General features: G+C 74.2%; 20 protein-coding genes, 2 tRNA genes and 1 pseudogene. 11 read left to right on the forward strand and 12 right to left on the reverse strand.

The genetic code is table 11. The features are described 5' to 3' along the window. Window positions 1–5: 5 nt before the first annotated feature. Window positions 6–776: a pyruvate formate-lyase-activating protein gene (gene pflA / locus QMQ26_RS12645; RefSeq protein WP_100838153.1), complete on the forward strand. Its 771-nt coding sequence runs from the start codon at window positions 6–8 to the stop codon at window positions 774–776. Between the two features lie 40 nt (window positions 777–816). Here the strand turns inward: pflA and QMQ26_RS12650 are convergent, their stop codons facing one another. From QMQ26_RS12650 to QMQ26_RS12660, 3 genes are all read right to left on the reverse strand, one after another. Then, on the reverse strand, window positions 817–2,868 hold the full coding sequence (locus QMQ26_RS12650; protein ID WP_282205767.1) for a phosphocholine-specific phospholipase C: 2,052 nt from the start codon (window positions 2,866–2,868) through the stop codon (window positions 817–819). 175 nt (window positions 2,869–3,043) lie between these two features. Beyond that, window positions 3,044–3,679: a pentapeptide repeat-containing protein gene (locus QMQ26_RS12655; protein WP_282205768.1), complete on the reverse strand. Its 636-nt coding sequence runs from the start codon at window positions 3,677–3,679 to the stop codon at window positions 3,044–3,046. 3 nt (window positions 3,680–3,682) lie between these two features. Further along, complete coding sequence (locus QMQ26_RS12660; protein WP_282205769.1) at window positions 3,683–4,849, reverse strand: low temperature requirement protein A; 1,167 nt, start codon at window positions 4,847–4,849, stop codon at window positions 3,683–3,685. A gap of 529 nt (window positions 4,850–5,378) precedes the next feature. On the opposite strand from QMQ26_RS12660, the gene QMQ26_RS12665 reads away from it, so the two are divergent. The 6 genes and pseudogenes from QMQ26_RS12665 (at window position 5,379) to QMQ26_RS12690 (ending at window position 10,591) form a co-directional block, all read left to right on the forward strand. Continuing rightward, on the forward strand, window positions 5,379–5,735 hold the full coding sequence (locus QMQ26_RS12665) for a nitrite reductase (NAD(P)H) small subunit (protein WP_282205770.1): 357 nt from the start codon (window positions 5,379–5,381) through the stop codon (window positions 5,733–5,735). 173 nt (window positions 5,736–5,908) lie between these two features. Next, window positions 5,909–6,667: a bestrophin-like domain gene (locus QMQ26_RS12670; RefSeq protein ID WP_282205771.1), complete on the forward strand. Its 759-nt coding sequence runs from the start codon at window positions 5,909–5,911 to the stop codon at window positions 6,665–6,667. 73 nt (window positions 6,668–6,740) lie between these two features. After that, window positions 6,741–6,814, forward strand: a tRNA-Lys gene (locus QMQ26_RS12675). A 130-nt stretch (window positions 6,815–6,944) separates the two neighbouring features. Beyond that, window positions 6,945–7,018 (forward strand) — tRNA-Lys (locus QMQ26_RS12680). 255 nt (window positions 7,019–7,273) lie between these two features. Further along, on the forward strand, window positions 7,274–9,562 hold the full coding sequence (locus QMQ26_RS12685) for a transglycosylase domain-containing protein (RefSeq protein WP_100838149.1): 2,289 nt from the start codon (window positions 7,274–7,276) through the stop codon (window positions 9,560–9,562). A 40-nt stretch (window positions 9,563–9,602) separates the two neighbouring features. After that, window positions 9,603–10,591, forward strand: a pseudogene (locus QMQ26_RS12690) (EamA family transporter). A 55-nt stretch (window positions 10,592–10,646) separates the two neighbouring features. Here QMQ26_RS12690 and QMQ26_RS12695 read toward each other — a convergent pair. The 3 genes from QMQ26_RS12695 to QMQ26_RS12705 all read right to left on the reverse strand — a co-directional run bounded on the left by QMQ26_RS12695 (window position 10,647) and on the right by QMQ26_RS12705 (window position 12,158). Then, window positions 10,647–10,946 carry a YciI family protein gene (locus QMQ26_RS12695; RefSeq protein ID WP_100838147.1) on the reverse strand — a complete coding sequence of 100 codons (300 nt, stop codon included), beginning with the start codon at window positions 10,944–10,946 and terminating at the stop codon, window positions 10,647–10,649. Between the two features lie 94 nt (window positions 10,947–11,040). Next, window positions 11,041–11,727 (reverse strand): signal peptidase I, encoded by a 687-nt coding sequence (lepB, locus tag QMQ26_RS12700; RefSeq protein ID WP_159073198.1) that lies wholly within the window; start codon window positions 11,725–11,727, stop codon window positions 11,041–11,043. A 104-nt stretch (window positions 11,728–11,831) separates the two neighbouring features. Further along, on the reverse strand, window positions 11,832–12,158 hold the full coding sequence (locus tag QMQ26_RS12705; protein ID WP_100838145.1) for a chorismate mutase: 327 nt from the start codon (window positions 12,156–12,158) through the stop codon (window positions 11,832–11,834). A 345-nt stretch (window positions 12,159–12,503) separates the two neighbouring features. Here QMQ26_RS12705 and QMQ26_RS12710 point away from each other — a divergent pair, with 345 nt between their 5' ends. Continuing rightward, window positions 12,504–12,929, forward strand: a complete 426-nt coding sequence (locus tag QMQ26_RS12710; RefSeq protein WP_282205772.1) for an OsmC family protein — start codon at window positions 12,504–12,506, stop codon at window positions 12,927–12,929. Between the two features lie 365 nt (window positions 12,930–13,294). Beyond that, complete coding sequence (locus QMQ26_RS12715; RefSeq protein ID WP_282205773.1) at window positions 13,295–15,154, forward strand: putative bifunctional diguanylate cyclase/phosphodiesterase; 1,860 nt, start codon at window positions 13,295–13,297, stop codon at window positions 15,152–15,154. A 67-nt stretch (window positions 15,155–15,221) separates the two neighbouring features. Here the strand turns inward: QMQ26_RS12715 and QMQ26_RS12720 are convergent, their stop codons facing one another. Continuing rightward, a complete protein-coding gene (locus QMQ26_RS12720; RefSeq protein WP_282205774.1) occupies window positions 15,222–16,352 on the reverse strand; it encodes an LLM class flavin-dependent oxidoreductase in 1,131 nt (376 codons plus the stop codon). Window positions 16,353–16,870: 518 nt separating this feature from the next. Here QMQ26_RS12720 and QMQ26_RS12725 point away from each other — a divergent pair. Together QMQ26_RS12725 and QMQ26_RS12730 are read left to right on the forward strand one after the other, a co-directional pair. Then, window positions 16,871–17,482 (forward strand): hypothetical protein, encoded by a 612-nt coding sequence (locus QMQ26_RS12725; RefSeq protein ID WP_100838141.1) that lies wholly within the window; start codon window positions 16,871–16,873, stop codon window positions 17,480–17,482. A 266-nt stretch (window positions 17,483–17,748) separates the two neighbouring features. Next, window positions 17,749–19,008 (forward strand): polysaccharide deacetylase family protein, encoded by a 1,260-nt coding sequence (locus QMQ26_RS12730; protein WP_282205775.1) that lies wholly within the window; start codon window positions 17,749–17,751, stop codon window positions 19,006–19,008. A 78-nt stretch (window positions 19,009–19,086) separates the two neighbouring features. Here the strand turns inward: QMQ26_RS12730 and QMQ26_RS12735 are convergent, their stop codons facing one another. Genes QMQ26_RS12735 through QMQ26_RS12755 form a run of 5 tightly spaced genes read right to left on the reverse strand, consistent with a single transcriptional unit; the run spans window position 19,087 to window position 23,351 of the window. Next, the gene (locus QMQ26_RS12735; RefSeq protein WP_100838139.1) at window positions 19,087–19,941 is read right to left on the reverse strand and encodes an alpha/beta fold hydrolase; all 855 of its coding nucleotides are present in this window, start codon (window positions 19,939–19,941) and stop codon (window positions 19,087–19,089) included. Continuing rightward, complete coding sequence (locus tag QMQ26_RS12740) at window positions 19,938–21,008, reverse strand: branched-chain amino acid ABC transporter permease (RefSeq protein WP_282205776.1); 1,071 nt, start codon at window positions 21,006–21,008, stop codon at window positions 19,938–19,940. The genes QMQ26_RS12735 and QMQ26_RS12740 overlap by 4 nt, the downstream gene beginning before the upstream one ends. Further along, entirely contained in the window at window positions 21,005–21,871 is an 867-nt protein-coding gene (locus tag QMQ26_RS12745; protein WP_100838138.1) for a branched-chain amino acid ABC transporter permease, read from the reverse strand. The genes QMQ26_RS12740 and QMQ26_RS12745 overlap by 4 nt, the downstream gene beginning before the upstream one ends. Beyond that, window positions 21,868–22,596: an ABC transporter ATP-binding protein gene (locus QMQ26_RS12750; protein ID WP_282205777.1), complete on the reverse strand. Its 729-nt coding sequence runs from the start codon at window positions 22,594–22,596 to the stop codon at window positions 21,868–21,870. The genes QMQ26_RS12745 and QMQ26_RS12750 overlap by 4 nt, the downstream gene beginning before the upstream one ends. Continuing rightward, the gene (locus QMQ26_RS12755) at window positions 22,593–23,351 is read right to left on the reverse strand and encodes an ABC transporter ATP-binding protein (protein WP_111553388.1); all 759 of its coding nucleotides are present in this window, start codon (window positions 23,349–23,351) and stop codon (window positions 22,593–22,595) included. Before QMQ26_RS12755 ends, QMQ26_RS12750 begins: the two co-directional genes overlap by 4 nt. Window positions 23,352–23,355 lie beyond the last annotated feature (4 nt).

The following is a 23,355-nucleotide window of genomic DNA, read 5'->3' on the forward strand; positions in this document are numbered from 1 at the left end:
CCGCCATGACCGTCCTGCTCCCCGCCGACCTGCCGGTCGGCCCGGCCGCCGGCGGGTCGGTGCACTCCTGGGACGTGTCGACCGGCGTCGACGGCCCCGGCACCCGGTTCACGGTCTTCCTGGCCGGGTGCCCGCTGAACTGCCTGTACTGCCACAACCCCGACACCCTGCGGATGGCCGACGGGCGGCGCACCGGCGCGGACGAGGTGGTCGCGGAGGCCGCCAAGTACACCGCCTTCATCCGCGCGGCGGGCGGCGGCGCCACCGTCAGCGGCGGCGAGCCGCTGCTCCAGCCCCGCTTCACCGGCGAGCTGTTCCACCGCTTCAAGCACGAACTGGGCCTGCACACCGCGCTGGACACCTCCGGCTTCCTCGGCGCCCGGGCGGACGACGCCCTGCTCGCCGACGTCGACCTGGTCCTGCTGGACGTCAAGTCCTGGGACCGGGAGCTGTACCGGCGGGTGACCGGGCAGCCGCTGGAGCCGACGCTGGACTTCGCCCGCCGGCTGGCCGACCTCGGCAAGGAGGTGTGGGTGCGCTTCGTGCTGGTGCCCGGCCTGACCGACCCGGCGGAGAACGTCGCCGGGGTGGCCGCCTTCGCCGCCTCGCTGGGCAACGTCTCCCGGGTCGACGTGCTGCCCTTCCACCAGCTCGGCCGGGCCAAGTGGGCGGCGCTGGGCCGGGAGTTCACCCTCGCGGACACCCCCGTGCCCGACGCCGGGCAGGTGCGGGCCGCGCGCGGGGTGTTCGCCGCGCACGGCCTGCACGCCGTCTGAGCCGCCCGCCCGGGCGGTGCGCCCGGGCCGCTCCGGCCGTTCAGCCGGAGATCGAGGGCGCGCCGGTCTCCAGGTGGCCGGTGAACCGCTGCGACCAGCTCGCGTCGCCGCTGACCGTCACCGTGAAGTCGTACCAGCCGTTGGTGTAGGCGACCGCGTTGAAGTGGTCGCTGGTGCGCGCCCCGGCCGCGACGGTGTACGTCCACGGGCCGTCCGAGCGGTAGGCGTTGGAGGTGACGGTGAAGGTCACCGCGGCGGTGCCGGTGTTGGCCAGCTCGAACCAGAGCGCGAGCTTGCCGGTGTCCGGCGCGGGCGCGTACGTGGCGGTGACGGCCGCGTTCTTGCCGGCGGCGGTGGCGTCGCCGGTGAAGCGGCGCAGGAAGCGGTTGGGGCCGACCACCGTCAGGTCGTACTTGCCCGCGCCGTAGCCGCTGCCGCAGTTGAAGAAGTCGCTGGTCGACCCGGCCGGGTCGACGGTGTACTGCCAGGGGCCGCCGGAGCGGTAGGCGTTGGCGTACGCGGCGAAGTGGCTGCCCGCGGTGCCCTGGTTGGCCATCGCGATCCACACCTTGATCACCCCGCCGGAGCCGAACTCCAGGCGGTCCAGGTTGGCCACCGGCTGGTACGGCAGCGCGCGGGCCGGGCGGGTGCCCGCCTCCTGCACCGGCAGCCGGTTGTCGACCGGCGCCGGGTTGGGCAGCGGGCCGCAGGCGGCCAGGCCGATGGTCTGCGAGGTGTCGGGCAGCGCGGGCATCCCGTACACCGGGTGGGCGAAGTCGAACATGCCGGTCAGGTCGCCGGTGACCTTGCGCCGCCAGGCCGAGATGTTCGGGCAGGTCGCGGGCTTGCCGAGGGCGGCCGTCCACTTCTCCAGGAAGCGCAGCACCGAGGTGTGGTCGGAGGTCTCCGAGGAGACCCAGCCGCCGCGGCTCCACGGCGAGACCGCGATCATCGGGACGCGGAAGCCCAGGCCGATGTTGACGCCGTTGTAGAACTCGCCGGCCGTGCCGGCCGGGGCGGCCGGCGGCGGGACGTGGTCGAAGAAGCCGTCGTTCTCGTCGTAGTTGAGGAACAGGATCGTGGAGTCGAACACGGCCGGGTCGGCGTTCAGCGCGTCCAGCACGTTGTGCACGAAGTGCGCGCCGTCGGCCGGGGTCGCGTACGGGTGCTCGGAGGACGCCTGGTCCGGCACGATCCAGGACACCTGCGGCAGGGTGCCGCCCAGCACGTCGGCCCGGATCGCGGCGACGATGTCGTCCGGGGTCCTCCCGGTGGTCTTCGGGACCGAGCCCATGCCCTTGACCGCGAGCGCGCTGCCCGCCGGGGCGCCGGAGAACGCGGTGAAGTACGCGAGCGCGTTGTCGCCGTAGTTGTCGGCGGCGTTCTGGTAGACCTTCCAGCTGACGCCCGCGTGCTCCAGCGCCTCCGCGTAGGTCTGCCACTTCAGGCCGGACTCGTCGCCGCCGTCGTACGCCGGGCCGCCCGCCGTGCCCGCCGGGTCGATCTGGCCGGACCAGTGGTAGGTGCGGTTGGGGCCGGTCGCCGAGAGCACCGAGCAGTGGTAGGCGTCGTTGACCGTCCAGTTGTCGGCCAGCGCGTAGTGGAACGGGATGTCGGCCCGGGTCAGGTAGCCCAGCGTCCGGACGTTGCCCTTGGCGGCCACCCAGGAGTCCAGCTTGCCGCTGTTCCACGCCTTGTGCTGGTCGCTCCAGCCGTGCGCGAGGTCGCCGTTGCACTGGGCCAGGCGCTCCGGGTCGGCGCCGCCGGCCGGCTTGGTGGCGGAGAACTGCCAGGGGTACTGGCGGCCGAGCAGGTTCGGCTGGTTGAAGACGCCGTAGCCGCCGGACAGTTGGATCGTCGCCCGGTCCGCGAAGCCGCGGACGCCCTTCAGCATGCCGAAGTAGTGGTCGAAGCTGCGGTTCTCCTGCATCAGGATCACGATGTGCCTGGCGTCCGCGAGGGTGCCGGTGGCCCCCGCCGCGGCGGCCGCGGCGGGTGTCGCCCCGGCCCCGGCCGCGGTGCCGGCGACCGCCGCCCCGGCCGCCGCGCTCGCCGACAACGCCATGAACTTCCTACGGCTCAGCTCTGCCATGGTGCCCCGCCCGTCCCGTCCGCTGGTGGTGTTGTCCAGACACCTTCGTGCCGAACGCCGAGCATCCTCGTCCAGGACGGGCCGCCGGACCATGGGGCCGGAGGAAGGTTTGACGGATTGTTCACCACCGGCCGCAACAGCGGCCGGGAGGTGAACGACCGGGGGAGGGCCGCCGTCAGTCCTTCACCGCGATGCCCAGGGCCTGGGCGAACTGCGGTGCGAGGTCCAGGAGTTGGGTGGTCGAGATGACGGCGCCGCGCAGGCCCAGGTGGCCGTCGGGCAGGCCGAGGCGGACGGCGGTGCGCAGGTCGGTGTTCTTCAGCGCCGCGCCGCGCAGCCGCACCTCCTCCAGCGTGCTGCCGGGGAAGGAGACGCCGGTGAGCCTGGCGTCGGCGAGGTCGACGTCCCGCAGCAGGCAGTCCTCGAACACCACGTCGCGCAGCACCGCGCCGCGCAGGTTGACCGCCTCCAGCTTGCACTGGCGGAACACCGTGCGCCGCACCGCCGAGCTGTACGCGGAGACGCCCGCCAGCACGGTGGACTCGACCTCGGTGTCCTGCCACTCGCTCTCCGCGAGGTCGACGCCCACCAGCCGCCCGCCGTGCACCCACACCTCGTTGAACCCGGCCCGGCGCAGCCTCGACTCCTCGATCCGCACCCCGGTGAAGGCGCACTCCAGGAAGTGCGCGCCGCCGAACTGCCCGGTCAGCGCGAGGCCGTCGAAGTGCGCGGTGTCGTACCGGGCGTCGGGGCGCAGCGGGCCGGTGTGGCGGCGCAGCAGGTGGGCGTACGGGAGGTCTTCGAGGCGCACGGGTCAGCTCCGTTTCGCGGACAGGGTGAGGCCGACGGCGACGGCGAGCGCCACCAGGAGCCCGGCGACCAGCACGCCGGACTCCCCCGCCAGCGTCGCAGCCAGCACCGACAGCGCGGCCACCGGCAGGACCGCCTGGGCGGCGCCCCGCTTGTGGTGGCGGGCGTGCAGCGCCCAGACGGTGAACAGGAACAGCGCGGTGGGGACGGTCACGGCGGCGGTCGCGGCCCGCTCCGAGACGTGCGCGGCGCCCACCGCGTGCTCGACCGCGACCTCCAGGCCCGCGCCGACCGCGGCGGCCGAGGCGAAGATCAGGTAGTGGCCGTAGCCCCAGGGCAGCGCCTGCCGGTTGTCGCGCAGGTGGTCGTGGCTGTCGTCGGCGAAGTAGATCCACCAGGCGCCGAAGCAGATCAGCAGGCCGCCGGCCGCGATCGGCAGCAGTTCGGCGATCGCCTCGTGCTCGTCCAGGGCGGTCTGGATGGCGACGGTGGCGGCGGCGACCGTCTCGCCGAGCACGATGATGGTGAACAGGCCGTAGCGCTCCACGATGTGGTGCCGGTGCCAGGGCGTCTGCCGGTCCTTCTCGGCCCAGACCGGGACGGCGAGTTCGACCAGCACGCCGAGCGGGAACAGCGGGCCCTGGACGCCGTGCGGCAGGAACAGCAGCACCACCCAGAACACCTGGACGAGGGTGATCCCGGCCGCGTAGCGCAGCGCGCAGGTGCGGGCCGGCCCGCTCTCGCCGCGGGCGGCGCGCAGCCACTGGGTGACCATGGCCAGCCGCATCAGCACGTACCCGGCCACGCCGAGCGTCAGGTCCCGGTCCTCGAAGATCCGCGGGACGCCGGCCGCGAGCACCAGCACGCCGGTGATCTGCACCAGGGTGGTGAGCCGGTAGGGCACGTCGTCGACGTCGTACGCGGAGGCGAACCAGGTGAAGTTCATCCAGGCCCACCAGACCGCGAAGAAGGACATGGTGAACCCGGTGAGTGCGGTGCCGAGGTGGCCCCCGGCCAGGGCGTGGGCGAGTTCGCGGCCGGCCTGGGCGATGGCGACCACGAAGCACAGGTCGAAGAACAACTCGAGCGGGGTGGAGGCCCGGTGGGACTCGCCCCGGTCGCGGGCCAGCATCCGGCGGACCGGGCGGTAGGGGTCGGGGGCGGAGCTCATGGCGCTGCCTTCGCGGTGGGCCGCGCGGCAGGGGGCGGGCGCGGCAGGGGAGTTGGACACCGGCGATCCTGGCAGCCCGGGCCGGGCGGCGCACGCACCGTGCGCGGCACGCGGATTGTCGGGATTCCATCCGATCCGACGAGTCGTCACGCGGAGTTGACGCCGCAGTGCGCGATCCGAGTGACAGCTTGGCCCATTTCAGCGCGTGTTGCGCCGATTGCCCCTTCTGTCCGAATTAGACCGATAGATTCCTCTGCGGATGGACGGACGACGAGGGCGCTTCGCGGGCAACGCGGAAGGTCAAGGACGAGGGTGGAACGCGGGACCGGCTCCCGCGCTCCGCAGGACCCGAACTCCTCGTGATCACCGCGCTGCCCGACAGCGCCGCCCGCCGCACCGCACCGCCCCGCACTGGACCACGGGACCAACGTCCCGCCGGACCGGGCCCTTCCCCTCCCGCCCCCGGCCCGCCCCCGACGTAGCGTTCGAGGAGGAGAACCCACCCGCCCACGCAGAGGGGAGCGCCGCCATGCACCGCACCGACCCGCCCCGCGCCGTCGAACTGGCCACCCCGGACGGCGACTGGATCGCCGTCTGCGACGCTCGCGAACTGGAGCCCGACTCCGGCACCGCCGTCCTGCTGCCCGGCGGCGACCAGGCCGCCGTCTTCCGCACCCCGGCCGGCGAACTGCTGGCGGTCGGCAACCGCGACCCGTTCGCCGACTCCTGGTCCATCGCCGACGGCATCACCGGCAGCGTCGACGGCACCCCCACCGTCTCCACCCCCCTCCACCAACGCCTGTTCGACCTGCGCACCGGCACCTGCCTGGACGACCCCTCCCGCGCCCTCCCCGTCTGGCCGGCCCGCCTGCGCCCCACCACCTGACCACCGGCCGGGCCCGACCGGCGCCGCACCCGGCGCCCCGGAGGCCCGGGAGGGGTTCCGGCCGTGCGGCATTCCGTGCGGCATTGGGCCTAGCTCCGTTGGCCCGGGGGCGGGTGGGCGCGGTGTGATGACCGCATGCGCACAGTCGGGCACCGAGGGCAGCGGGGGGCGTCGTGAACTGGGTCGATGTGGTGATCATGGTCGGCACGCTGGTGGGGACCGCGGCGGGGATGCTGCTGGTGCAGAGGTACGCGCCCGTTCCGGCGCGGGAGAACTGCAACGACGTGGCGGGGTTCATCTTCGCCGCGGTCGGCGCGTTCTACGCGGTGCTGGTGGCGTTCGTGGTGATCGTGGTGTGGGAGAACGCCTCGACCGCGAAGGCGACCACCTTCGACGAGGCGGACGAGTTGGCCGGGGTGTACTGGATGTCCCGGCAGATGCCGCTGCCCGAGGGCGCGGTGCTGGAGGGCCTGACGCTCAGCTACGCGCACGCGGTGGTGGACACCGAGTGGCGCGAGATGAACGAGCACCACAGCGACCCGGCGGCGACCGCGCTGATGTACCGGATTCGCGACACCGCGCTGTCCTTCGAGCCGAACGGGGACCAGCAGACGGTGATCTACGAGAACCTGGTGCAGCACGTGGACGGCCTGGCCAGCAAGCGCCGGGCGCGGCTGAACCTGATCGCGGACTGCGTGCCGCCGCTGCTGTGGGCGGCGCTGATCGCGGGCGCGGTGGTCACCATCGCCTTCACCTTCCTGTTCGGCCTCTCCAACACCTGGGCGCACCTGGTGATGGTGCTCAGCCTGGCCGGGCTGATCGCGCTGTCGCTGGTGGCGATCAAGGAGATGAACTACCCGTTCGACGGGGCGAACGCGGTGAAGCCGACCGCCTTCCAGGTGTTCCTGAACCGGCTGCCGCCGCCGCGCTGAGCGACGCCGGGTGACCGCGCCGTCACGATTTCGGCGGGCGGCCCGGGGCGTGTAGTGTTCTCGGGGTCAGCAGGCGCCGCTAGCTCAGTTGGTTAGAGCAGCTGACTCTTAATCAGCGGGTCCGGGGTTCGAGTCCCTGGCGGCGCACCGACGGTCGAGAGCCTCCCTCCGGGGAGGCTCTCGGCGTTCCGGGGCCCGGTCGGCCCGGGTCCGCCCGGCCCGGGAAGCCGGTTTTCGCCGCAGGTCGGGGAGCGTGTAGTGTTCTCCACGTCAGCACGCGCCGCTAGCTCAGTTGGTTAGAGCAGCTGACTCTTAATCAGCGGGTCCGGGGTTCGAGTCCCTGGCGGCGCACCGACGGTCCGAAGGCCCCTCGCGAGAGCGAGGGGCCTTCGGCGTTTTTCCGGCCGCTCCCGCCGCGTCCCATGTCCCCGGCCCGACGCGCTCGTTGAGAAGGGGGAGAAGAGGAAGCTAAGGGGTATTTAAAGATCGTCTTAGGAGAAATGGGACATAGGTCCCTAACATCTGACAAGTCGATCAGTCAGGCTGGCGAGGTTCACGCCGTCGCCCGAGCGAGCAGCCCGTCCGGGGCCTGCGGGAAGGTCTCCGTTGCCTCGAAAGCCCCGTGAGCGCAGTGAGCGGAAGAAGCGCACCGGCTGGCGCCGCCTGATACCCACCTGGCGGATCACCCTGCTCGGGCTGGCCGCGTCCGTGCTGCTGGGGGTCGGGCTGTTCGCCCTGGGCGTCGCCCTGGTGAAGGTGCCGGACGCGCACGCGGCCGCCACCGCCCAGTCCAACACCTGGCTGTACGCGGACGGCTCGGTGCTGGCCCGCACCGGCCAGACCAACCGGCAGAACGTCTCGCTGGACAAGGTCTCCCCCGAGGCGCAGCACGCCGCGCTGGCCGCCGAGGACCGCAACTTCTACGCGGAGGGCGCGGTCAACTTCAAGGGCATGGCCCGGGCCGCGTTCAACACCGCCTCCGGCGGCGCCACCCAGGGCGGCTCGACGATCACCCAGCAGTACGTGAAGAACGCCTACCTGAACCAGAAGCAGACCGTCAGCCGCAAGGTGAAGGAGGTGTTCATCGCGATCAAGGTGGACGCCACCCAGAGCAAGGACGAGATCCTCTCCTCCTACCTGAACACCTCGTACTACGGGCGCGGCGCGTACGGCGTCCAGGCCGCCGCGCAGGCGTACTTCGGGGTGGACGCGAGCCGGCTGACCGCCGCGCAGGGCGCCTACCTGGCGACGCTGCTGAACGCGCCGAGCGCCTTCGACGTCTCCTCGGCCAGCGAGGCCGGCAAGGAGAAGGCCATGGCGCGCTGGAACTACGTGCTGGACGGCATGGTGGCGAAGAAGTGGCTGGGCGCCGAGGAGCGGCAGCACACCGCGTTCCCGGAGGTGCTGGCCCCCAAGTCGGCGCCGGGCCTGTCCGGGCAGGCGGGCTACCTGGTGGCCGCCGCCACCTCGTACCTCACCGACCGCGGCATCGTCTCGGACGCGCAGCTCGCCCAGGGCGGGTACACCATCACGCTGACCGTCGACCCGAAGAAGCAGCAGCAGCTGCAGGACTCGGTGCAGAGCCAGCTGACCGACAACCTCAAGCCGGACAGCCGCAAGGTGGACGCGGCGGCCCAGGCGGGCGCGGTCTCGGTCGACCCGGCGACCGGCCAGGTGCTGGCGCTGTACGGCGGCGCGGACGCCACCAAGCACTGGATCGACAACGCCACCCGCACCGACTACCAGGCGGGCTCGACCTTCAAGGCGATCGCGCTGGCCGCCGCCCTGGACTCCGGGGCGCGCACCCAGTCCGGCGAGCGGATCACCGCCGACACCGTGTACGACGGCACCAACCGACGGGCGGTGCGCGGCGCCAAGGGCACCCCGTACGCGCCGCCGAACGAGGGCGAGCACTCGTACGGGCAGATCTCGCTCCAGCAGGCCACCGACTGGTCGGTGAACTCGGTGTTCGCGCAGCTCGCCCAGGACACCGGGCTGGAGAAGGTCCGCGCCACCGCGGTGGCGCTCGGCCTGCCCGCCGACACGCCGGGCCTCAAGGCCGTCCCGTCGATCCCGCTGGGCGCGGCCACCCCGAGCGTGCTGGAGCTGGCCGGGGTGTACGCCGCCCTGGACAACGACGGGCAGCAGATCACCCCGTGGTTGGTGAAGGGCCTGGAGCTGGGCGGCGGGCAGATCGCGCTGCCCGCGCACGACGCCACCCGGGCGATCTCCAAGGACGCCGCCCGGGCCACCACCGCGATCCTCCGGGGCGTCATCGAGGACCAGGGCGGCACCGGCTACCGGGCCGCCGCGCTGAACCGCCCGGCGGCCGGCAAGACCGGCACCACCGACGACTCGAAGTCGGTCTGGTTCGCCGGGTACACCCCGGAGCTGGTCACCGTGGTCGGCCTGTTCGGGCAGGAGCCGGGCACCGGCAAGCAGGTCAGCCTGGACGGCGTCGGCGGCACCGGCAGCGCGGCGGGCGGCAAGTACCCGGCGCAGGTCTGGACGGCGTACATGAAGGCGGCGCTGGCCGGCCAGCCGGTCGGCGACTTCGCCGGGCCGACCCGCTCCCCGGCCGCGAGCGCCCCCACCTCGGGCCCGACCGGCTCGGCCTCCCCCAGCCAGAGCCCGACCGCGCCGGAGGACGGCGCCGGCGGCACGCCCTCGCCGTCCGCCGGGGACGACCGGCCGACCCGCTCCCCGTCCGCCCGCCCCAGCGGCAGCGCCAGCACCGGCGCGGGCGCGGGCACCGGCGGGGAGGGCGGGCGGCCGACCCGCTCGCCGTCCGCCCGGCCCAGCGGCGGGGCCGACCGCAGCCCGTCCGCGAGCACCGCGCCGGGGCTCGGCGGGGCCGGGGGCCTGCTCGGCGATCAGGACCAACCGGCGGAGTAACGCCTTACGGCGGAGGGGTCCGGGCTGGCAGAATGCGGCGATGCGCAGCAGCTCGGACCCCTCCGCCGTTCCCGTCGACACCCCGGCGGCCCCCGCCCGGACCCTGGCAGCCCCGACCCCGACCCCGGCGCGGCGGGCGGCTTCGCTGGGGCTGGGGCTCGCGCTGGTGTCGGCGTTCGCGTTCGGCGGGTCGGGGACGGCGGCCAAGCCGCTGATCGAGGCCGGGCTCTCCCCGCGCACACCGTCTGGCTGCGGGTGGCCGGGGCGGCGCTAGTGCTGCTGCCGGTGGCCTGGCGGCACCGGGAGGCGGTGCTGCGGCGGCCCGGGGTGCTGCTCGGGTTCGGGCTGCTGGCCGTCGCGGGGGTGCAGGCGTGCTACTTCGCGGCGATCTCGCGGATTCCGGTGGGCGTGGCGCTGCTGATCGAGTACCTGGGGCCGCCGCTGCTGATCGCCTACGTCCGGCTGGTGCAGCGGCGGCCGGTCTCGCGGCGGGCGACGGCCGGGGCGGGCGTCGCGGTGGCGGGGCTGGCCTGCGTGGTGGAGGTGTGGAACGGCCTCTCCTTCGACCCGCTGGGCGTGCTGTTCGCGCTCGGCGCGGCCTGCTGCCAGGTCGGCTACTTCGTGCTCGCCGACGCCGGGCGGCGCGGGGAGCGCCCGATCGACCCGCTGGCGGTCTCGGCGCACGGGCTGCTGATCGGTGCCGTGCTGCTGACCGCCCTCACCCGGCCCTGGGAGGCGGACTGGTCGCTGCTGGGCCACTCGGTGGCCATGAACGGGCACCGGCTGCCCGCGCTCGTCCCGGCCCTGTGGATGGTGCTGGTGGCCACCGTCCTGGCGTACCTGACCGGGGTGGTCTCCGTGCAGCACCTCTCCCCGCCGGTCGCGGGCGTGGTCGCCAACCTGGAGGCGGTGGTGGCCACCGTGCTGGCCTGGGTGCTGCTCGGCGAGCACCTCGGTGCCCCGCAGCTCGCGGGCGGCGCCCTCGTCCTGGCGGGCGCGTTCGCCGCGCAGTCGGCGAGCCGGGGCTGAGGCGGCGTCAGGCGCCGGGCGTCGGGCGTCAGGCTTCGGGGCAGGAAGCCCGGCGTCAGGCCGGCAGGGTCTGGCGGTGGGCGGCCAGGGCGGGGGCGGTGGTGGTGGCGAGGAACTCGGTGATCCGGTACTCGGCGACCCCGGCGGGGACGAACGGGTCGGTGGCGGCGATCGCCTCGACCGCGGCGCGGTCGGGGGCGACGGCCAGGATGACGCCGCCGTCGCGCGGGACCTTGCGGCCGGAGGCGAGGAAGGCGCCGTCCGCGTAGTGCCGCTCCAGCCAGGCGACGTGGGCGGGCAGCAGGGCGTCGACGCGCTCCAGCGGGGCGGTGTAGGTCAGTTCGAGGATGAACACGTGATCATCGTACGCCGGGCCCGGGCGGGCCGGGCCGGATGCGCGGGCGTCGGCGCGCAGTGGGGCCCGGCGGCCCTCGGCTCGACGGCCGGGCTCAGCGGCCGGTCCAGCCGAACCAGGTGAAGTGGCCGAGCGGCCAGACCACCGCGCTGGTGGGGCCGACCAGGTCCGCGACGGGGACGGCGCCGCCGTCCGGTCCGTCGCGGTGGTAGCGGGAGTCGGCGGAGTCGCTGCGGTGGTCGCCCTCGACCCAGACGTGGTCGGCGGGGACGGTCACCGGGCCGAAGTCGAGGCCGGAGCAGGAGTCGTCGCCGGGGTGCAGGTAGGGCTCGGTGACGGTCTTCCCGTCGACGGTGAGGGTGCTGCCCTGGCAGGAGACGGTCTGGCCGCCGGTGGCGATGACCCGCTTGACCAGGTAGTCGTCGCCGGGCGGGAGCAGGCCGACGGTGCTGAGGCCGGAGTGCACGGCGCGGGTGAAGGCGTTGCCGCTCGCGGGGACGGGCGGCAGCCAGCCGCCCGGGTCCTTGAACACCACGGGCTCGCCGGGCTCGGGCTTCCACCCGGTGAGGGTGGCGAACTTGTTGACGGCGACCCGGTCGCCGACCTGGAGGGTGTTCTCCATCGAGCCGGACGGGATGGAGAACATCTGGAACAGGCAGGTCTTGATCAGCACGGCGACGACCAGGCCGATCACGATCATCACGGGCAGTTCCACGTACCAGGGCCGCCGCCTGCGCGGACTCCGTTCCTGGGTGGGCCCCTCGGTCACCGCCACCGACACCGACACCGCCTCCTTGGCAAGGACAGCACGCTAACCCGAGCCGGGGGCAGGGCGAAATCCGGCCCTTACCCCGAGCCGACACCCCGCCCCGGCGCGACGGCGGCTCAGGACTCGTTGGCGATGGCCTCGTGGTGGCGGATCACCTCGGCGATGATGAAGGTGAGGAACTTCTCGGCGAACACCGGGTCGAGGTTGGCGCTGAGGGCGAGTTCGCGCAGCCGCTTGATCTGGCGGCGCTCGCGGGCCGGGTCGGCGGGCGGCAGCTGGTGCTCGGCCTTGAGGCGGCCGACCTGCTGGGTGGCCTTGAAGCGCTCGGCCAGCATGTGGACGACGGCGGCGTCGATGTTGTCGATGGACTCGCGCAGGCGGGTCAGCTCGGCCCGCACGGCGTCGTCGATCCCCGCCGGGGAGGGGGTGGGCTGGTCCGTCATGTGGGGTGGCTCCGATGCGGGATTACGGGTGGGCGCTCGGGCGCGGCGAACGGCCAATCTAACAGGGCGGGCCGGGCCGGTCCGCCCGGATGTCCTGCGCGTTCCGGCATGTGGGACGGCATGTGGGACGGCGTGCGGGACGGCGTGCGGGACGGTGTGGAGGACGGCCGGCGGGGCGGTGCCGGAGCGGTGGCGCGGCGGCGCTCGGACCGGGTGGCCGACTCCGCGCGGCGTTCGCCCGCCGAGGGGCGGTGCGGGCCGTAGGCTGGGCGGGCCCCGGCCGGAAGTCCGGTCGCGGGCGCAGCAGTTCGACCGCTGTCCTGATCTCATGGGAGGTACCTGATCGTGGCGACGACCCGCACCGCGCACACCGAGTGGGAGGGCAACCTGCTCGACGGCAAGGGCCTGGTGACCTTCGACTCCTCCGGCGTCGGCGAGTTCCCGGTGTCCTGGCCGTCCCGGGCCGAGGGCGCGAACGGGAAGACCAGCCCGGAGGAGCTGATCGCGGGCGCGCACTCGGCGTGCTTCTCGATGGCGCTCTCGCACGGCCTGACCGGCGCCGGCACCCCGCCCACCAGGCTGGAGACCAAGGCGGACGTGACCTTCCAGCCGGGCACCGGCATCACCGGCATCCACCTGACCGTGGTGGGCACCGTCCCGGGCCTGGACGAGGCGGGCTTCGTGAAGGCCGCCGAGGACGCGAAGGCCAACTGCCCGGTGAGCCAGGCCCTGTCCGGCACCACCATCACGCTCTCCGCGAGCCTGGGCTGACCCCGGGGCGGGCCCGCCGGCCCGCCCCCCGCCCGTGCTCGCGCCCCGCACACGGCGCGTGAGCGCGGGCGCACTCCCCGCAATCCGTCCTCGCCGCGGCGGTGCCGGGCCCGGCGCGCTCCGGCCGGGGCCCGGGTGGCTCGTACAGAATGTAACGGGCATGTGCGGACAACCGTCACCAATCACCCTGGCGGCGGTCGCGGACAGTGACGCCTGCGGCCTATGATCGGCAGACGTGGCCCGAGGCCGCCGACTGCTCCCCGGTCACCGGCCGGGGTCCGCGAGCGGGCACGGGCCGCCCGGCCGGTGGCCGTCCGCGAGGAGCAGCCGGCGCGACCAGTGGCAGCAGCGGACGGGAGCGTGCCGTGCCGGGCCGGAACGTCGGGACCGACGCACACCATCGGGGTGGGCGGCCCGAGACGCCGCGCCCGGGAACCGGGCCCTGCGCCGCCTGCGGCACCCCGCCGGACACCGAGGCCGAGCGGCTGGCAGCCGCCCTGCGGGCCAGCGAGTCGCGGTTCCGGGCCGCGTTCGCCGACGCCGGGATCGGCATGGCGCTGATCGACTCCGAGGACCTCGTGATCGAGGGCAACCCGGTGTTCGCCGCGATGCTGGGCCGCGAGGTGGCCGAGCTCCCCGGCATGCACATCCACCAGATCATCGAGCCGGAGGAGCCGTCCCGCAGCCGCTACCGCGAGCTGGTGCGCGGCGAGCGCGACCGGATGCGCGCCGAGAAGCGGCTCAAGCACCGCGGCGGGCGGGAGGTCTGGGGCCGGGTCACCGTCTCGCTGATCCGGGACGGCGCGGGCGAGCCGTACTACACGATGGTGATGGTCGAGGACGTCACCGAGCGCCGCCAGTTGGGCGACCGGCTCGCCTACCAGGCGCTGCACGACCCGCTGACCAGGCTGCCCAACCGGACGCTGTTCTACGAGCGGCTGGAGAGCGCGTTCAAGCCGGACGGCCGGGACGGTCCGGGCACCGGCGGCGAGGCCCGGATCGGGCTCTGCTGCGTCGACCTGGACGGCTTCGCGACGATCAACGAGACGCTCGGCCACCACGTCGGCGACCAGCTGCTGGTGGCCGTCGCCGCCCGGCTGGAGCACGGCTTCGCCCGGGACGGACGGCAGTTGGTGGCCCGGCTGGGCGGCGACGAGTTCGCCGTGCTGGTCACCGGCAGCGCCGGCCACCAGCAGCTGACCCGGCTGGCCGCCGACCTGATGGAGACCCTGGAGCGGCCCTTCGAGGTGGCCGGGCACCGGCTGACCGTCACCGCGTCGATCGGCGTGGTGGAGCGCCCGGTGCGCGGCTCCACGCCCGCCGACCTGGTCCGGGACGCCGACTCCACCCTGTACTGGTCGAAGTCCGACGGCCGCGCCCGCTGGACGCTGTACGACCGCGACCGGGGCGCCGACCAGCTCACCCGGCACCTGCTGGCGACCGAGCTGCGCCCGGCCGTGGAGCGCGGCGAGTTCACCGTCGTCTACCAGCCGCTGGTGGGCCTGGCGGACGGCGCGGTGCACGGCGCCGAGGCGCTGGTGCGCTGGAACCACCCGCGGTACGGGCTGCTGTCGCCGGACCGGTTCATCCCGCTCGCCGAGGAGTCCGGGGCGATCGTGGCGCTGGGCAAGTGGGTGCTGGAGGAGTCCTGTCGGCAGGCCCGGCGCTGGCTGGAGGAGTTCCCCGGGCAGCCGGTGCTGGTCAGCGTCAACCTGGCGCCCCGCCAGATCTGGGACTCCGACGTGGTCGCGGACGTCGCCGACGTGCTGGAGCGCACCGGGCTGCCCGCCCGCCTGCTCCAGCTGGAGATCACCGAGAGCGCGCTGCTGGGCCCGGGCGGCCGGCCGTTGCAGGCGTTGCAGGCGCTGGCCGACATGGGCGTGCGGATCGCCATCGACGACTTCGGGACCGGCTACTCCAACCTCGCCTACCTGTCCCGGCTGCCGGTGCACGCCCTCAAGCTGGACGCCACCTTCATCGAGGCGTTCCGCGAGTCCGCGCCCGGCGCGGACGGCCGCCGCCGGGCCGCCGACGAGCAGATCGTCGGCGCGATGGTGCAGCTCGCGCACGCCCTGGGCCTGACCGTCACCGCCGAGGGCATCGAGCACGCCGCCCAGGCCGAGCGGCTGCGCGAGACCGGCTGCGACACCGCCCAGGGCTGGTACTACGCCCGCCCCGGCGGTCCCGAGGTGGTCGCCGCGATCCTCCGGGACCGGCCGCGGTAGCGACCGCGGCCTTCCGGTGCGGAGGGGAGCAGGGCGGCGGGACGTGCGGACGCGGTGCCGGACGGGCTCAGTCCGCGGCGGCGGTGAGCCCGTACGCCTCGGCGATCAGGCCGTAGGACGCCAGCCGGTTTTGGTGCCCGTGGATGTGCGAGGTGACCATCAGCTCGTCGGCCCCGGTGCGCCGTCGCAGCGCCTCCAGGCCCTCGGCGACCTCCGCCGGGGTGCCGAGCACCACGTTCGCCAGCCAGGACTCCAGGAAGTCCTCCTCGGCGAGGGTGTAGGGGTGCGCGGCGGCCTCCTCCGGCGTCGGGATCGGCCCCGGCCGGCCCTGCCGCAGCCGCAGCATGCCCAGGCCCGCCGAGCGGGCCAGCCACAGCGCCCGCTCCCGGCTCTCCGCGGCCACCGCGCTCACCCCGATCAGCGCGTACGGCTCCTCCAGCACCTCGGACGGGGTGAAGCCCTCCCGGTACAGGTCGAGCGCGGGGACGGTGTTGGCCGCGCTGAAGTGGTGCGCGAACGCGAACGGGTAGCCGAGCCGGGCGGAGAGCTGGGCGCTGAACCCGGAGGAGCCGAGCAGCCAGACCGGCGGCCGGGACGCCGAGCGCGGCACCGCCTCCAGCCGGGCGTACGGGTGGCCGGCCGGGAAGTCGCCGTCCAGGAAGTGGGTCAGCTCGGCGAGTTGGCGCGGGAAGTCCTCCGCGCCGTCGGCCAGGCCCCGGCGCAGTGCCCGGGCGGTGCCCTGGTCGGTGCCGGGGGCGCGGCCCAGGCCCAGGTCGATCCGGCCCGGGTGCAGGGCCTCCAGCAGGCCGAACTGCTCGGCGATCGCCAGCGGGGCGTGGTTGGGGAGCATCACGCCGCCGGAGCCCAGGCGCAGCGTGCCGGTGTGCGCGCCGAGGTGGGCGAGCAGCACGGCGGGCACCGAGGAGGCCACGCCGGGCATGCCGTGGTGCTCGGCCACCCAGAACCGGTGGTAGCCCCAGCCCTCGGCGGCCCGGGCCAGCTCGGTGGTCGCGGCGAGCGCCTCGCCCGCGGTGTGGCCGGAGCCGACGGTGGCCAGGTCCAGGATGGAGAGCGGGGCGGGCGCGCGGCCCGCGGCCCGGCCGCGGATTCGGTCGGCGGCGGTGGCGGGGCCTGCGGCGGCGGCCCGGTCGGGGGCGGTGGCGGCCCCGGGGGCGGTCGGCTCCGGTGCGGTGCTCATGCGGTGCGTCCTCCTGGTGCCCCGGCCGGGTGCCCGGGCGTTCGTCGGAGCACAACCCGCCCGGCGGCCGGGCTGTTCCCGCCCCGGCACCGGCCTTCCGGCCGCCGCTCCCGGCCCCCGCCCACCGCTTCTTCCACCGCCCCGCCCACCGCTTCTTCCGCCGCCCCGCCCGCCGTCCCGTCTGACGCCTCGACAGGAGGCCACGCTGCGTGGCGACTTCACGCCACAGCGAGAAGTCGCCAGGTCCGGCGGCCCGATCGGGACCGCGGATGGGGCAGTCTGGAGATCGGCGCGGATCACGTACCGGTTCCGCGCGCCAGCGACAGATCGACGGGCTCGACCAGCGTCGTTCGATCCCACGAGCCCCCGGAGCGGCACCCCGCCCGGGGGCTCTCGCCGTTCCCCGGGCCCGTGTGCGGTATGCCACACGGGGGTGCTTCATGCCATGAAATTTGCCCGCGCTAGCGTTGTCCCCCGTTGCAGCTGCTCCCCCCGGGCGTGCTGGAGGGAGAGACACCGTGGACCCGAACGCCGTCATCGGCCCCGCCTGGTACTGCGCACTGGCGCTGGCCGCCGTCCTCGGTGACGCCTTCCTGCCGTTCCTGCCCAGCGGGACGCTGGTGATCCTCGCGGTGCTGAAGACCGCGCACGTGGACGGTTCGCCGCTGCTGCTGGGCGCGGGCGTGGCGCTCGCCTCCTTCCTCGGCGACCTGCTGCTGCTCAACCTGGCCCGGCGCGGCGCGCCCGCGGTGCACCGCCGGCTGGCCCGTCGGCCCCGGCTGGCCGCGAGCGTGGAGCGGGTGCAGCTGGCGCTGACCGGCCGCACCACCAGCCGGGCCGCGGCGGCCATCGTGATCGTCGCGCGCTTCGTCCCGGCCGGGCGGACCGTGCTGGACCTGGCGGTGGGCCACTCCGCGAACCGGCCCTGGACCTTCCTGCGCTGGTCGGCGGTGGCCGCGGTGGTGTGGGCGGCGTACATCGTCAGCCTCGGCTGGTTGAACCTGCACTGGTTCGACACCGCCTGGCTGAGCTTCGTGATCTCCTGCGCGGCGGCCACCGCGATCAGCTCGGCGGTGGTGCAACTCGTCCGGCGGCGGCGCCGGCTGGCCGCCCTGGTCGAGAGCGAGTAGGCCGCTGCCGCGGGGCCCGGACGGGTCCGCGACCTCGCGTTCCGTGTCTCAGGACGGCAACAAGGCGGCCGGTCCGGGAGCCGGGCGGAACCCCTCCGCGTGATGACCTGGTGAGGGTGGGCGGCATTGGACCGTCCGTCCCGGGCATGCCATCCTTGGGTGGCAATACCGTCAAATTGTCCGATTTTGCCAGAAGTTGACCCCGGGAGCCGCGTGTCGGCGCCCGGGTCTTCGTTCCGGCCGGGCCCACCGTGGCAGGGGAGACCATGAGCAGCATCTCGCGCAGGACAGTGCTGACCGCCACAGCGGCCACGGCGGCCCTCGGCGCCGTCGCGGCCTGTTCCAGCGGAGGCGGCACGGCGAACCGCCCCGGCTCCGACGCCGACCCCGGCGGCACCGGCAGCGCCTCCGCCGGCACCAGTCCGTCCGCCGTCAAGGGCACCCCGCTCGGCGACGGCTCCACCGCCGACACCGGCACCCAGCCCCGCCAGCCCACGCCCGAGAAGCTGAAGCCGGGCGAGACCCCGCCGCAGTTCGTGGTCTTCTCCTGGGACGGCGCCGGGGCCACCGACGACGGCCAGTTCGCCCGCTTCCTCAAGCTCGCCGAGGAGCACAAGGCGGCGATGACCTTCTTCCTCTCCGGCATCTACACCCTGCCGAAGGAGAAGTCCTCGCTCTACCACCCGCCGCAGCACCCCGTCGGCGCCTCCGACATCCCGTTCCTGTCCGACAACGCCGTCCGCAACACCATCAAGCTGATCACCCAGGCCTGGCAGGCCGGCCACGAGATCGGCACCCACTTCAACGGGCACTTCTGCTCCACCCGCTCCGACCACAACGGCGTCAACAAGTGGACCCCGGAGGACTGGGAGAGCGAGATCCAGCAGGCGGTGTCCTTCGTCACCCAGTGGCGGACCAACACCGGGTTCACCGACGTCGACCCGTTCCCCTTCGACTACAAGAAGGAGCTGATCGGCGGCCGCACCCCCTGCCTGGAGGGCCAGAAGGCGCTGCTGCCGACCGCCGCCAAGCTCGGCTGGAAGTACGACGCCAGCTCCCCCGGCGGCCTGCAGATCTGGCCGCAGAAGGTCCAGGACGGCAAGATCTGGGACTTCCCGCTCCAGGGCATCCCGTTCCCCGGCCACAACTTCCAGGTGCTGTCCATGGACTACAACATCCTGGCCAACCAGTCCGGCGGCTCCACCAAGGGCGACCCGGCGAAGTACGGCCAGTGGCGCGACCAGGCCCGCGACGCGTACCTGGCGGGCTTCGAGCGCGCCTACACCACCAACCGGGCCCCGTTCTTCGTCGGCAACCACTTCGAGCAGTGGAACGGCGGCATCTACATGGACGCGGTCGAGGAGGCCCTCCGGCAGATCGCCGGCAAGCCCGACGTCCGCCTGGTCTCGTTCAAGCAGCTCGTCGACTGGCTGGAGGTCCAGGACCAGTCCACCCTCCGCAAGCTGCGCACCCTCAACGTCGGCCAGGCCCCGACCGGCGGCTGGCAGACCTTCCTGGGCGCGTAGCGGGCCGGACGGCGAGGGGCCCGGGGAGCGGCGGCGCTCCCCGGGCCCCGGCCGTGTCGCCGTGCCGCCGTGCCGCCGTCAGACCAGCAGCTCCACCAGGCGCGCGGAGCGGATGATCGAGTAGTGGTTGGTGTCCGCGACCGGCTCGGTCGGGACGGTGACCTTCGCGGCCTCCAGCCGGGCGGGGTCGTAGAGCGCCTGCGGCTCGTCCATCAGGCCGCGTTCGGCGTAGAGCAGGCGGGCGGGGACGGTCAGGCGGTGGACCGCCCCGGCGGCCTCCGGGTCGAGCAGGACCTGGGCGCCGTCGGTGGTGACCGCCTCGTGGACGCAGGAGGAGACCAGCGCGGGGGCCTCGCCGACCAGGTCGCGCTGGGTGTAGGCGTCGAGTTCCTCGGTCCACGGGTCGAACGCGGGGTGGGCCTGCCAGAACGCCCGGTAGGCCGCGCGGTCGGGGAAGGTCATCGAGAGCCGGGCCAGCGCCGGGCCGAGGACCGCGGCGAGGGCGTCCCGCTCGCTGACGCCGGGCGGCAGCGGGAAGGTCACCGCGCCGTCCACCAGGGTGAGTTCGGCGACCAGTTCCGGGTGCCGGGTCGCGGTGAGGGCCGAGACCCAGGCGCCCATCGAGTGGCCGACCAGCCGGACCGGGCCCGCGTCCAGGGCGGTGACCAGCGCGGCGACGTCCTCGGCGTGCCGGGCCAGGCCCCAGGGCCCGGGCAGGTCGCGGCTGGCGGCCCGGCCGCGCAGGTCCGGGGCGTACAGCGCGGCCCGGCCGTCGAGCAGCCGGGCCAGCGGGGCCCAGGCCAGCGCGTTGGCGGTGATGCCGTGGACGGCGACCACCACGGGCGCGCCGGGGACGGTCGCGGGCCAGTGCAGTACGGCGAGGTCGCCGCCCTCGACGGGGACGGTCAGGGCGACGGGCTGGGGGCTGGTCATGCGGCGCCTTCCGGGACGGCGGTGACGGGGGCCGCGGCCCCGGCGGTACGGCCGCCGCGCAGCCGGGCGGGGAGCTTGGCGAGGCCGCCCGGCAGCAGGTAGACCACGGCGACGAAGAGCGTACCGAGCAGGAACAGCGGCTGGGAGAGCGGAACCCGCAGCACGGACGGCAGTTCGGCGACCGAGTCGGAGTTGGCGAGGTCGCCGAGCCGGTGCGCGGCCCAGGTGTAGAGGACGCCGCCGAGCAGCGGGCCCCAGCGGGTGCCGGAGCCGCCCAGCACCACCATCACCAGCAGCGCGAGCGTGGCGTCCGAGCCGGCCGCCTGCGGGGTGGCGCCGCCGGTGAGCAGCAGGTAGACCACGCCGCCCGCGCCGGCCAGCGCGCCGGAGACGGTGAACGCGACCAGTTTGAAGCCGTACGGGCGCAGGCCCAGCACCTCGACCCGGCGCTCGTTCTCCCGGATGCCGGACCAGACCCGGCCGGTGGGCGAGGAGACCGTCCGGTGCACGACGGCGAGCGTGACGACCAGGTAGGCCAGCGCGATCCAGTACAGGTGGGCGGTGTTCTGGATGCCGATCAGCGCGTCGGGCAGGTGCGCGGCGGGCACGGAGCGGCCCTCCTCGCCGCCGGTGAGGCCGCCGGGGTTGCGCTGCACCAGGATCGAGCCGGCCTGGGCGAAGGCCAGGGTGACCATGGAGAAGCCGATGCCGGTGACCCGGAGCGAGACCGCGCCGAGCGCCAGCGCGAGGACCACCGAGCAGGCCACGCCGAAGAGCGCGGCGGGCCAGAGGCCGAGGCCGAGTTCGAGCATGGCCAGGTCGGTGGCGTACAGGCCGGTGGCGAAGTACAGCGCGTGCCCGAAGGAGAGCAGCCCGGTCCGGCCCAGCAGCAGGTCGTAGCCGGTGGCCAGGCCCCCGTACAGCAGGCAGAGCGCGATCAGTTGCAGGCTGCCGGGGCTGCCGAGCGGCCCGTCGAGCAGGCCGGGCAGCGGCAGGGTGCTGTAGGGCGCGGCGAACAGGACGAGCAGCAGGGCCAGCGGCCACCAGCGCTTGAGGTGGGTGGTCACGCGAGTCTCCCGGTGAGTCCGCGGGGCTTGACGAGCAGGAGGACGGCGAGCAGGACGACCACCGAGAGGTCGCCGAGGCCCGCCGCGGTGTAGTAGTTGGCGAACTGCTGGACGAGGCCGACGCCGACCGAGGCGACGGCGGCGCCGGTGACCGAGCCCAGGCCGCCCATCACCACCACGACGAAGGCGAAGATCAGCAGCCCGGTGCCCTGGGCGGGGTTGATCGAGCCGAAGTAGAGGCCGGCCAGCGCCCCGCCGAGCGAGGCGGCGGCGCCGCCGATCGCGAAGACCAGGGTGAACGCCTTGCGGACGTCGATGCCCAGGGCGGTGACCATCGCGCGGTCCTCGACGCCGGCCCGGACGATCAGCCCGTAGCGGGTCCGGGCCAGGAACAGCCGGAGCAGGACCAGCACCACCAGCGCGGCGGCCATCAGCACGAAGCGGTTGACCGGGACGGTCGCGCCGAGCAGGCCGACCGTGCCGGAGAGCGCGGCGGGCTGCGGGAAGGGGCGGGCGTCCGAGCCCCAGACGCCCATCAGCAGGGCGGGCAGGGCGAGTCCGACGCCGACGGTGGCCAGGATCTGGTCCCGGGGGCGGGCGTACAGCGGGCGGATCAGGGCGAGTTCGAGCAGCACCGAGGCGGCGGTGCCGACCAGGGTGCCGAACGGGACGGCCAGCCAGAAGCCCATCCCGCCGTCGGTGGCGGCCCACCAGGCGGCGTAGGCGCCGACCGAGAGCAGCGCGCCGTGGGCGAAGTTGAGCACGTCCATCAGGCCGAAGATCAGTGAGAGGCCGGAGGCGACCAGGAAGTACAGCGCGCCGAGCCCGAGTCCGGTGCAGGCGAGCAGGACGACGGTGTTCATCGGGGCGTCACCTCGGGTGCGGGGGCGGGGCGGTGGCCGCCGACGCCGAGCAGGCGGCGGGCGGCGTCCTCGTCGGCGAGCAGGGCGCGGGCGTCGCCCTGGTGGGCGGTGCGGCCGTCGGCGAGGACGGCGCAGTGGCCGGCCACCCGGCGGACCAGGGCGAGGTTCTGTTCGACCAGCAGGACGGGGACGGTCTCGGCGGCCCGGGCGAGCACGTCGGCGACCTCGGTGACGATCTTCGGGGCGAGTCCCTTGGTGGGCTCGTCAGCGATGATCAGCCGGTTCCCGTTGAGCAGGGTGCGGGCGATGGCGACCATCTGCTGCTGCCCGCCGGAGAGCGTCCCGGCGGGCTGCCGGTGGCGCTGCTTGAGCTCCGGGAACAGCTCGAAGACCAGGTCGTAGGCGGGGGCGGTGTCGCGTTCGGCGAGCCGGAGGTTCTCGGCGACGCTGAGGCCGGCGAAGATCCCGCGGTCCTCGGGGGCGTAGCCGATGCCGCGGCGGACCACCAGGTGGGTGGGGAGCCGGCCGATGTCGACGCCGTCGAAGGTGAGGGCGCCGGTGCGCGGGACGAGGCCCATGACCGCCTTGACGGTGGTGGTCTTGCCGGCGCCGTTGCGCCCGAGCAGGGCGGTGACGCCGGTGGCGGCGACGTCCAGGTCCACCCCGTGCAGGATGTGCAGGCCGTCGATCACCACCCGCAGGTCACGGACCGTCAGCAGGCTCACAGCGCCTCCCCGAGGTAGGCCCCCTGGACGGTGGCGTCGGCCATCACGGCATCGGGGGTGTCGAGCGCGAGCAGGGTGCCGTGGTGCATCACGGCGAGCCGGTCGGCCAGGCCCAGCAGCACGTCCATGTGGTGCTCGACCATCAGGACGGTGCGGCCCTGCTCCTGGTGGACGGAGCGGATCAGCTCGACCAGCGCGGGCACCTCCTCGGCGCTGACGCCGGCCATCGGCTCGTCCAGCAGGATCAGCCGCGGCTCGCCGACCAGCAGCACCGCGAGTTCGAGCTTGCGCTTGCCGCCGTGCGAGAGCGAGCCGGCCGGGTCGTCGGCGCGGTCGGCCAGGCCGGTGCGCTCCAGGGTCTCCTCGACCTGCTGCCGGTGGCGTCCGGCCCGCCGCCAGATCCGGTAGGAGGCGGCGGGTCCGGCGGCGGCCTGGGCGGCGAGGCGCAGGTGCTCGGCGACGGTGAGGCCGGGCCAGAGCGAGGAGGTCTGGAAGGTCCGGCCCAGGCCCCGCCGGGCCCGGGCGGGCACCGGCAGGGCGGTGATGTCGGCGCCGTCCAGGTGGAGGGTGCCGCGGGTGGCGGGGTGGATGCCGGTGATCAGGTTGAACAGGGAGGTCTTGCCCGCCCCGTTCGGGCCGATGAAGGCGACGAACTCGCCCTCGGCGACGTCGAGGCTGACGTCCTGCACGATCGGGACGCCGCGCACGGACCAGCCGAGTCCGTCCAGCCGCAGGACCGGGGCGGGGGTGCTCATCGGG

This window comes from Kitasatospora fiedleri (genome assembly GCF_948472415.1).
Lineage (GTDB): Bacteria > Actinomycetota > Actinomycetes > Streptomycetales > Streptomycetaceae > Kitasatospora > Kitasatospora fiedleri.

Excerpts from the sequence above, each read along its gene's own strand:
- QMQ26_RS12665 (WP_282205770.1), top strand. The coding sequence starts at position 5,379 with ATGCACCGCACCGACCCGCCCCGCGCCGTCGAACTGGCCACCCCGGAC.
- QMQ26_RS12730 (WP_282205775.1), top strand. The coding sequence starts at position 17,749 with ATGAGCAGCATCTCGCGCAGGACAGTGCTGACCGCCACAGCGGCCACG.
- QMQ26_RS12660 (WP_282205769.1), bottom strand. The coding sequence starts at position 4,849 with ATGAGCTCCGCCCCCGACCCCTACCGCCCGGTCCGCCGGATGCTGGCC.
- pflA (WP_100838153.1), top strand. The coding sequence starts at position 6 with ATGACCGTCCTGCTCCCCGCCGACCTGCCGGTCGGCCCGGCCGCCGGC.
- QMQ26_RS12705 (WP_100838145.1), bottom strand. The coding sequence starts at position 12,158 with ATGACGGACCAGCCCACCCCCTCCCCGGCGGGGATCGACGACGCCGTG.
- QMQ26_RS12745 (WP_100838138.1), bottom strand. The coding sequence starts at position 21,871 with ATGAACACCGTCGTCCTGCTCGCCTGCACCGGACTCGGGCTCGGCGCG.
- QMQ26_RS12755 (WP_111553388.1), bottom strand. The coding sequence starts at position 23,351 with ATGAGCACCCCCGCCCCGGTCCTGCGGCTGGACGGACTCGGCTGGTCC.
- QMQ26_RS12650 (WP_282205767.1), bottom strand. The coding sequence starts at position 2,868 with ATGGCAGAGCTGAGCCGTAGGAAGTTCATGGCGTTGTCGGCGAGCGCG.
- QMQ26_RS12720 (WP_282205774.1), bottom strand. The coding sequence starts at position 16,352 with ATGAGCACCGCACCGGAGCCGACCGCCCCCGGGGCCGCCACCGCCCCC.
- QMQ26_RS12735 (WP_100838139.1), bottom strand. The coding sequence starts at position 19,941 with ATGACCAGCCCCCAGCCCGTCGCCCTGACCGTCCCCGTCGAGGGCGGC.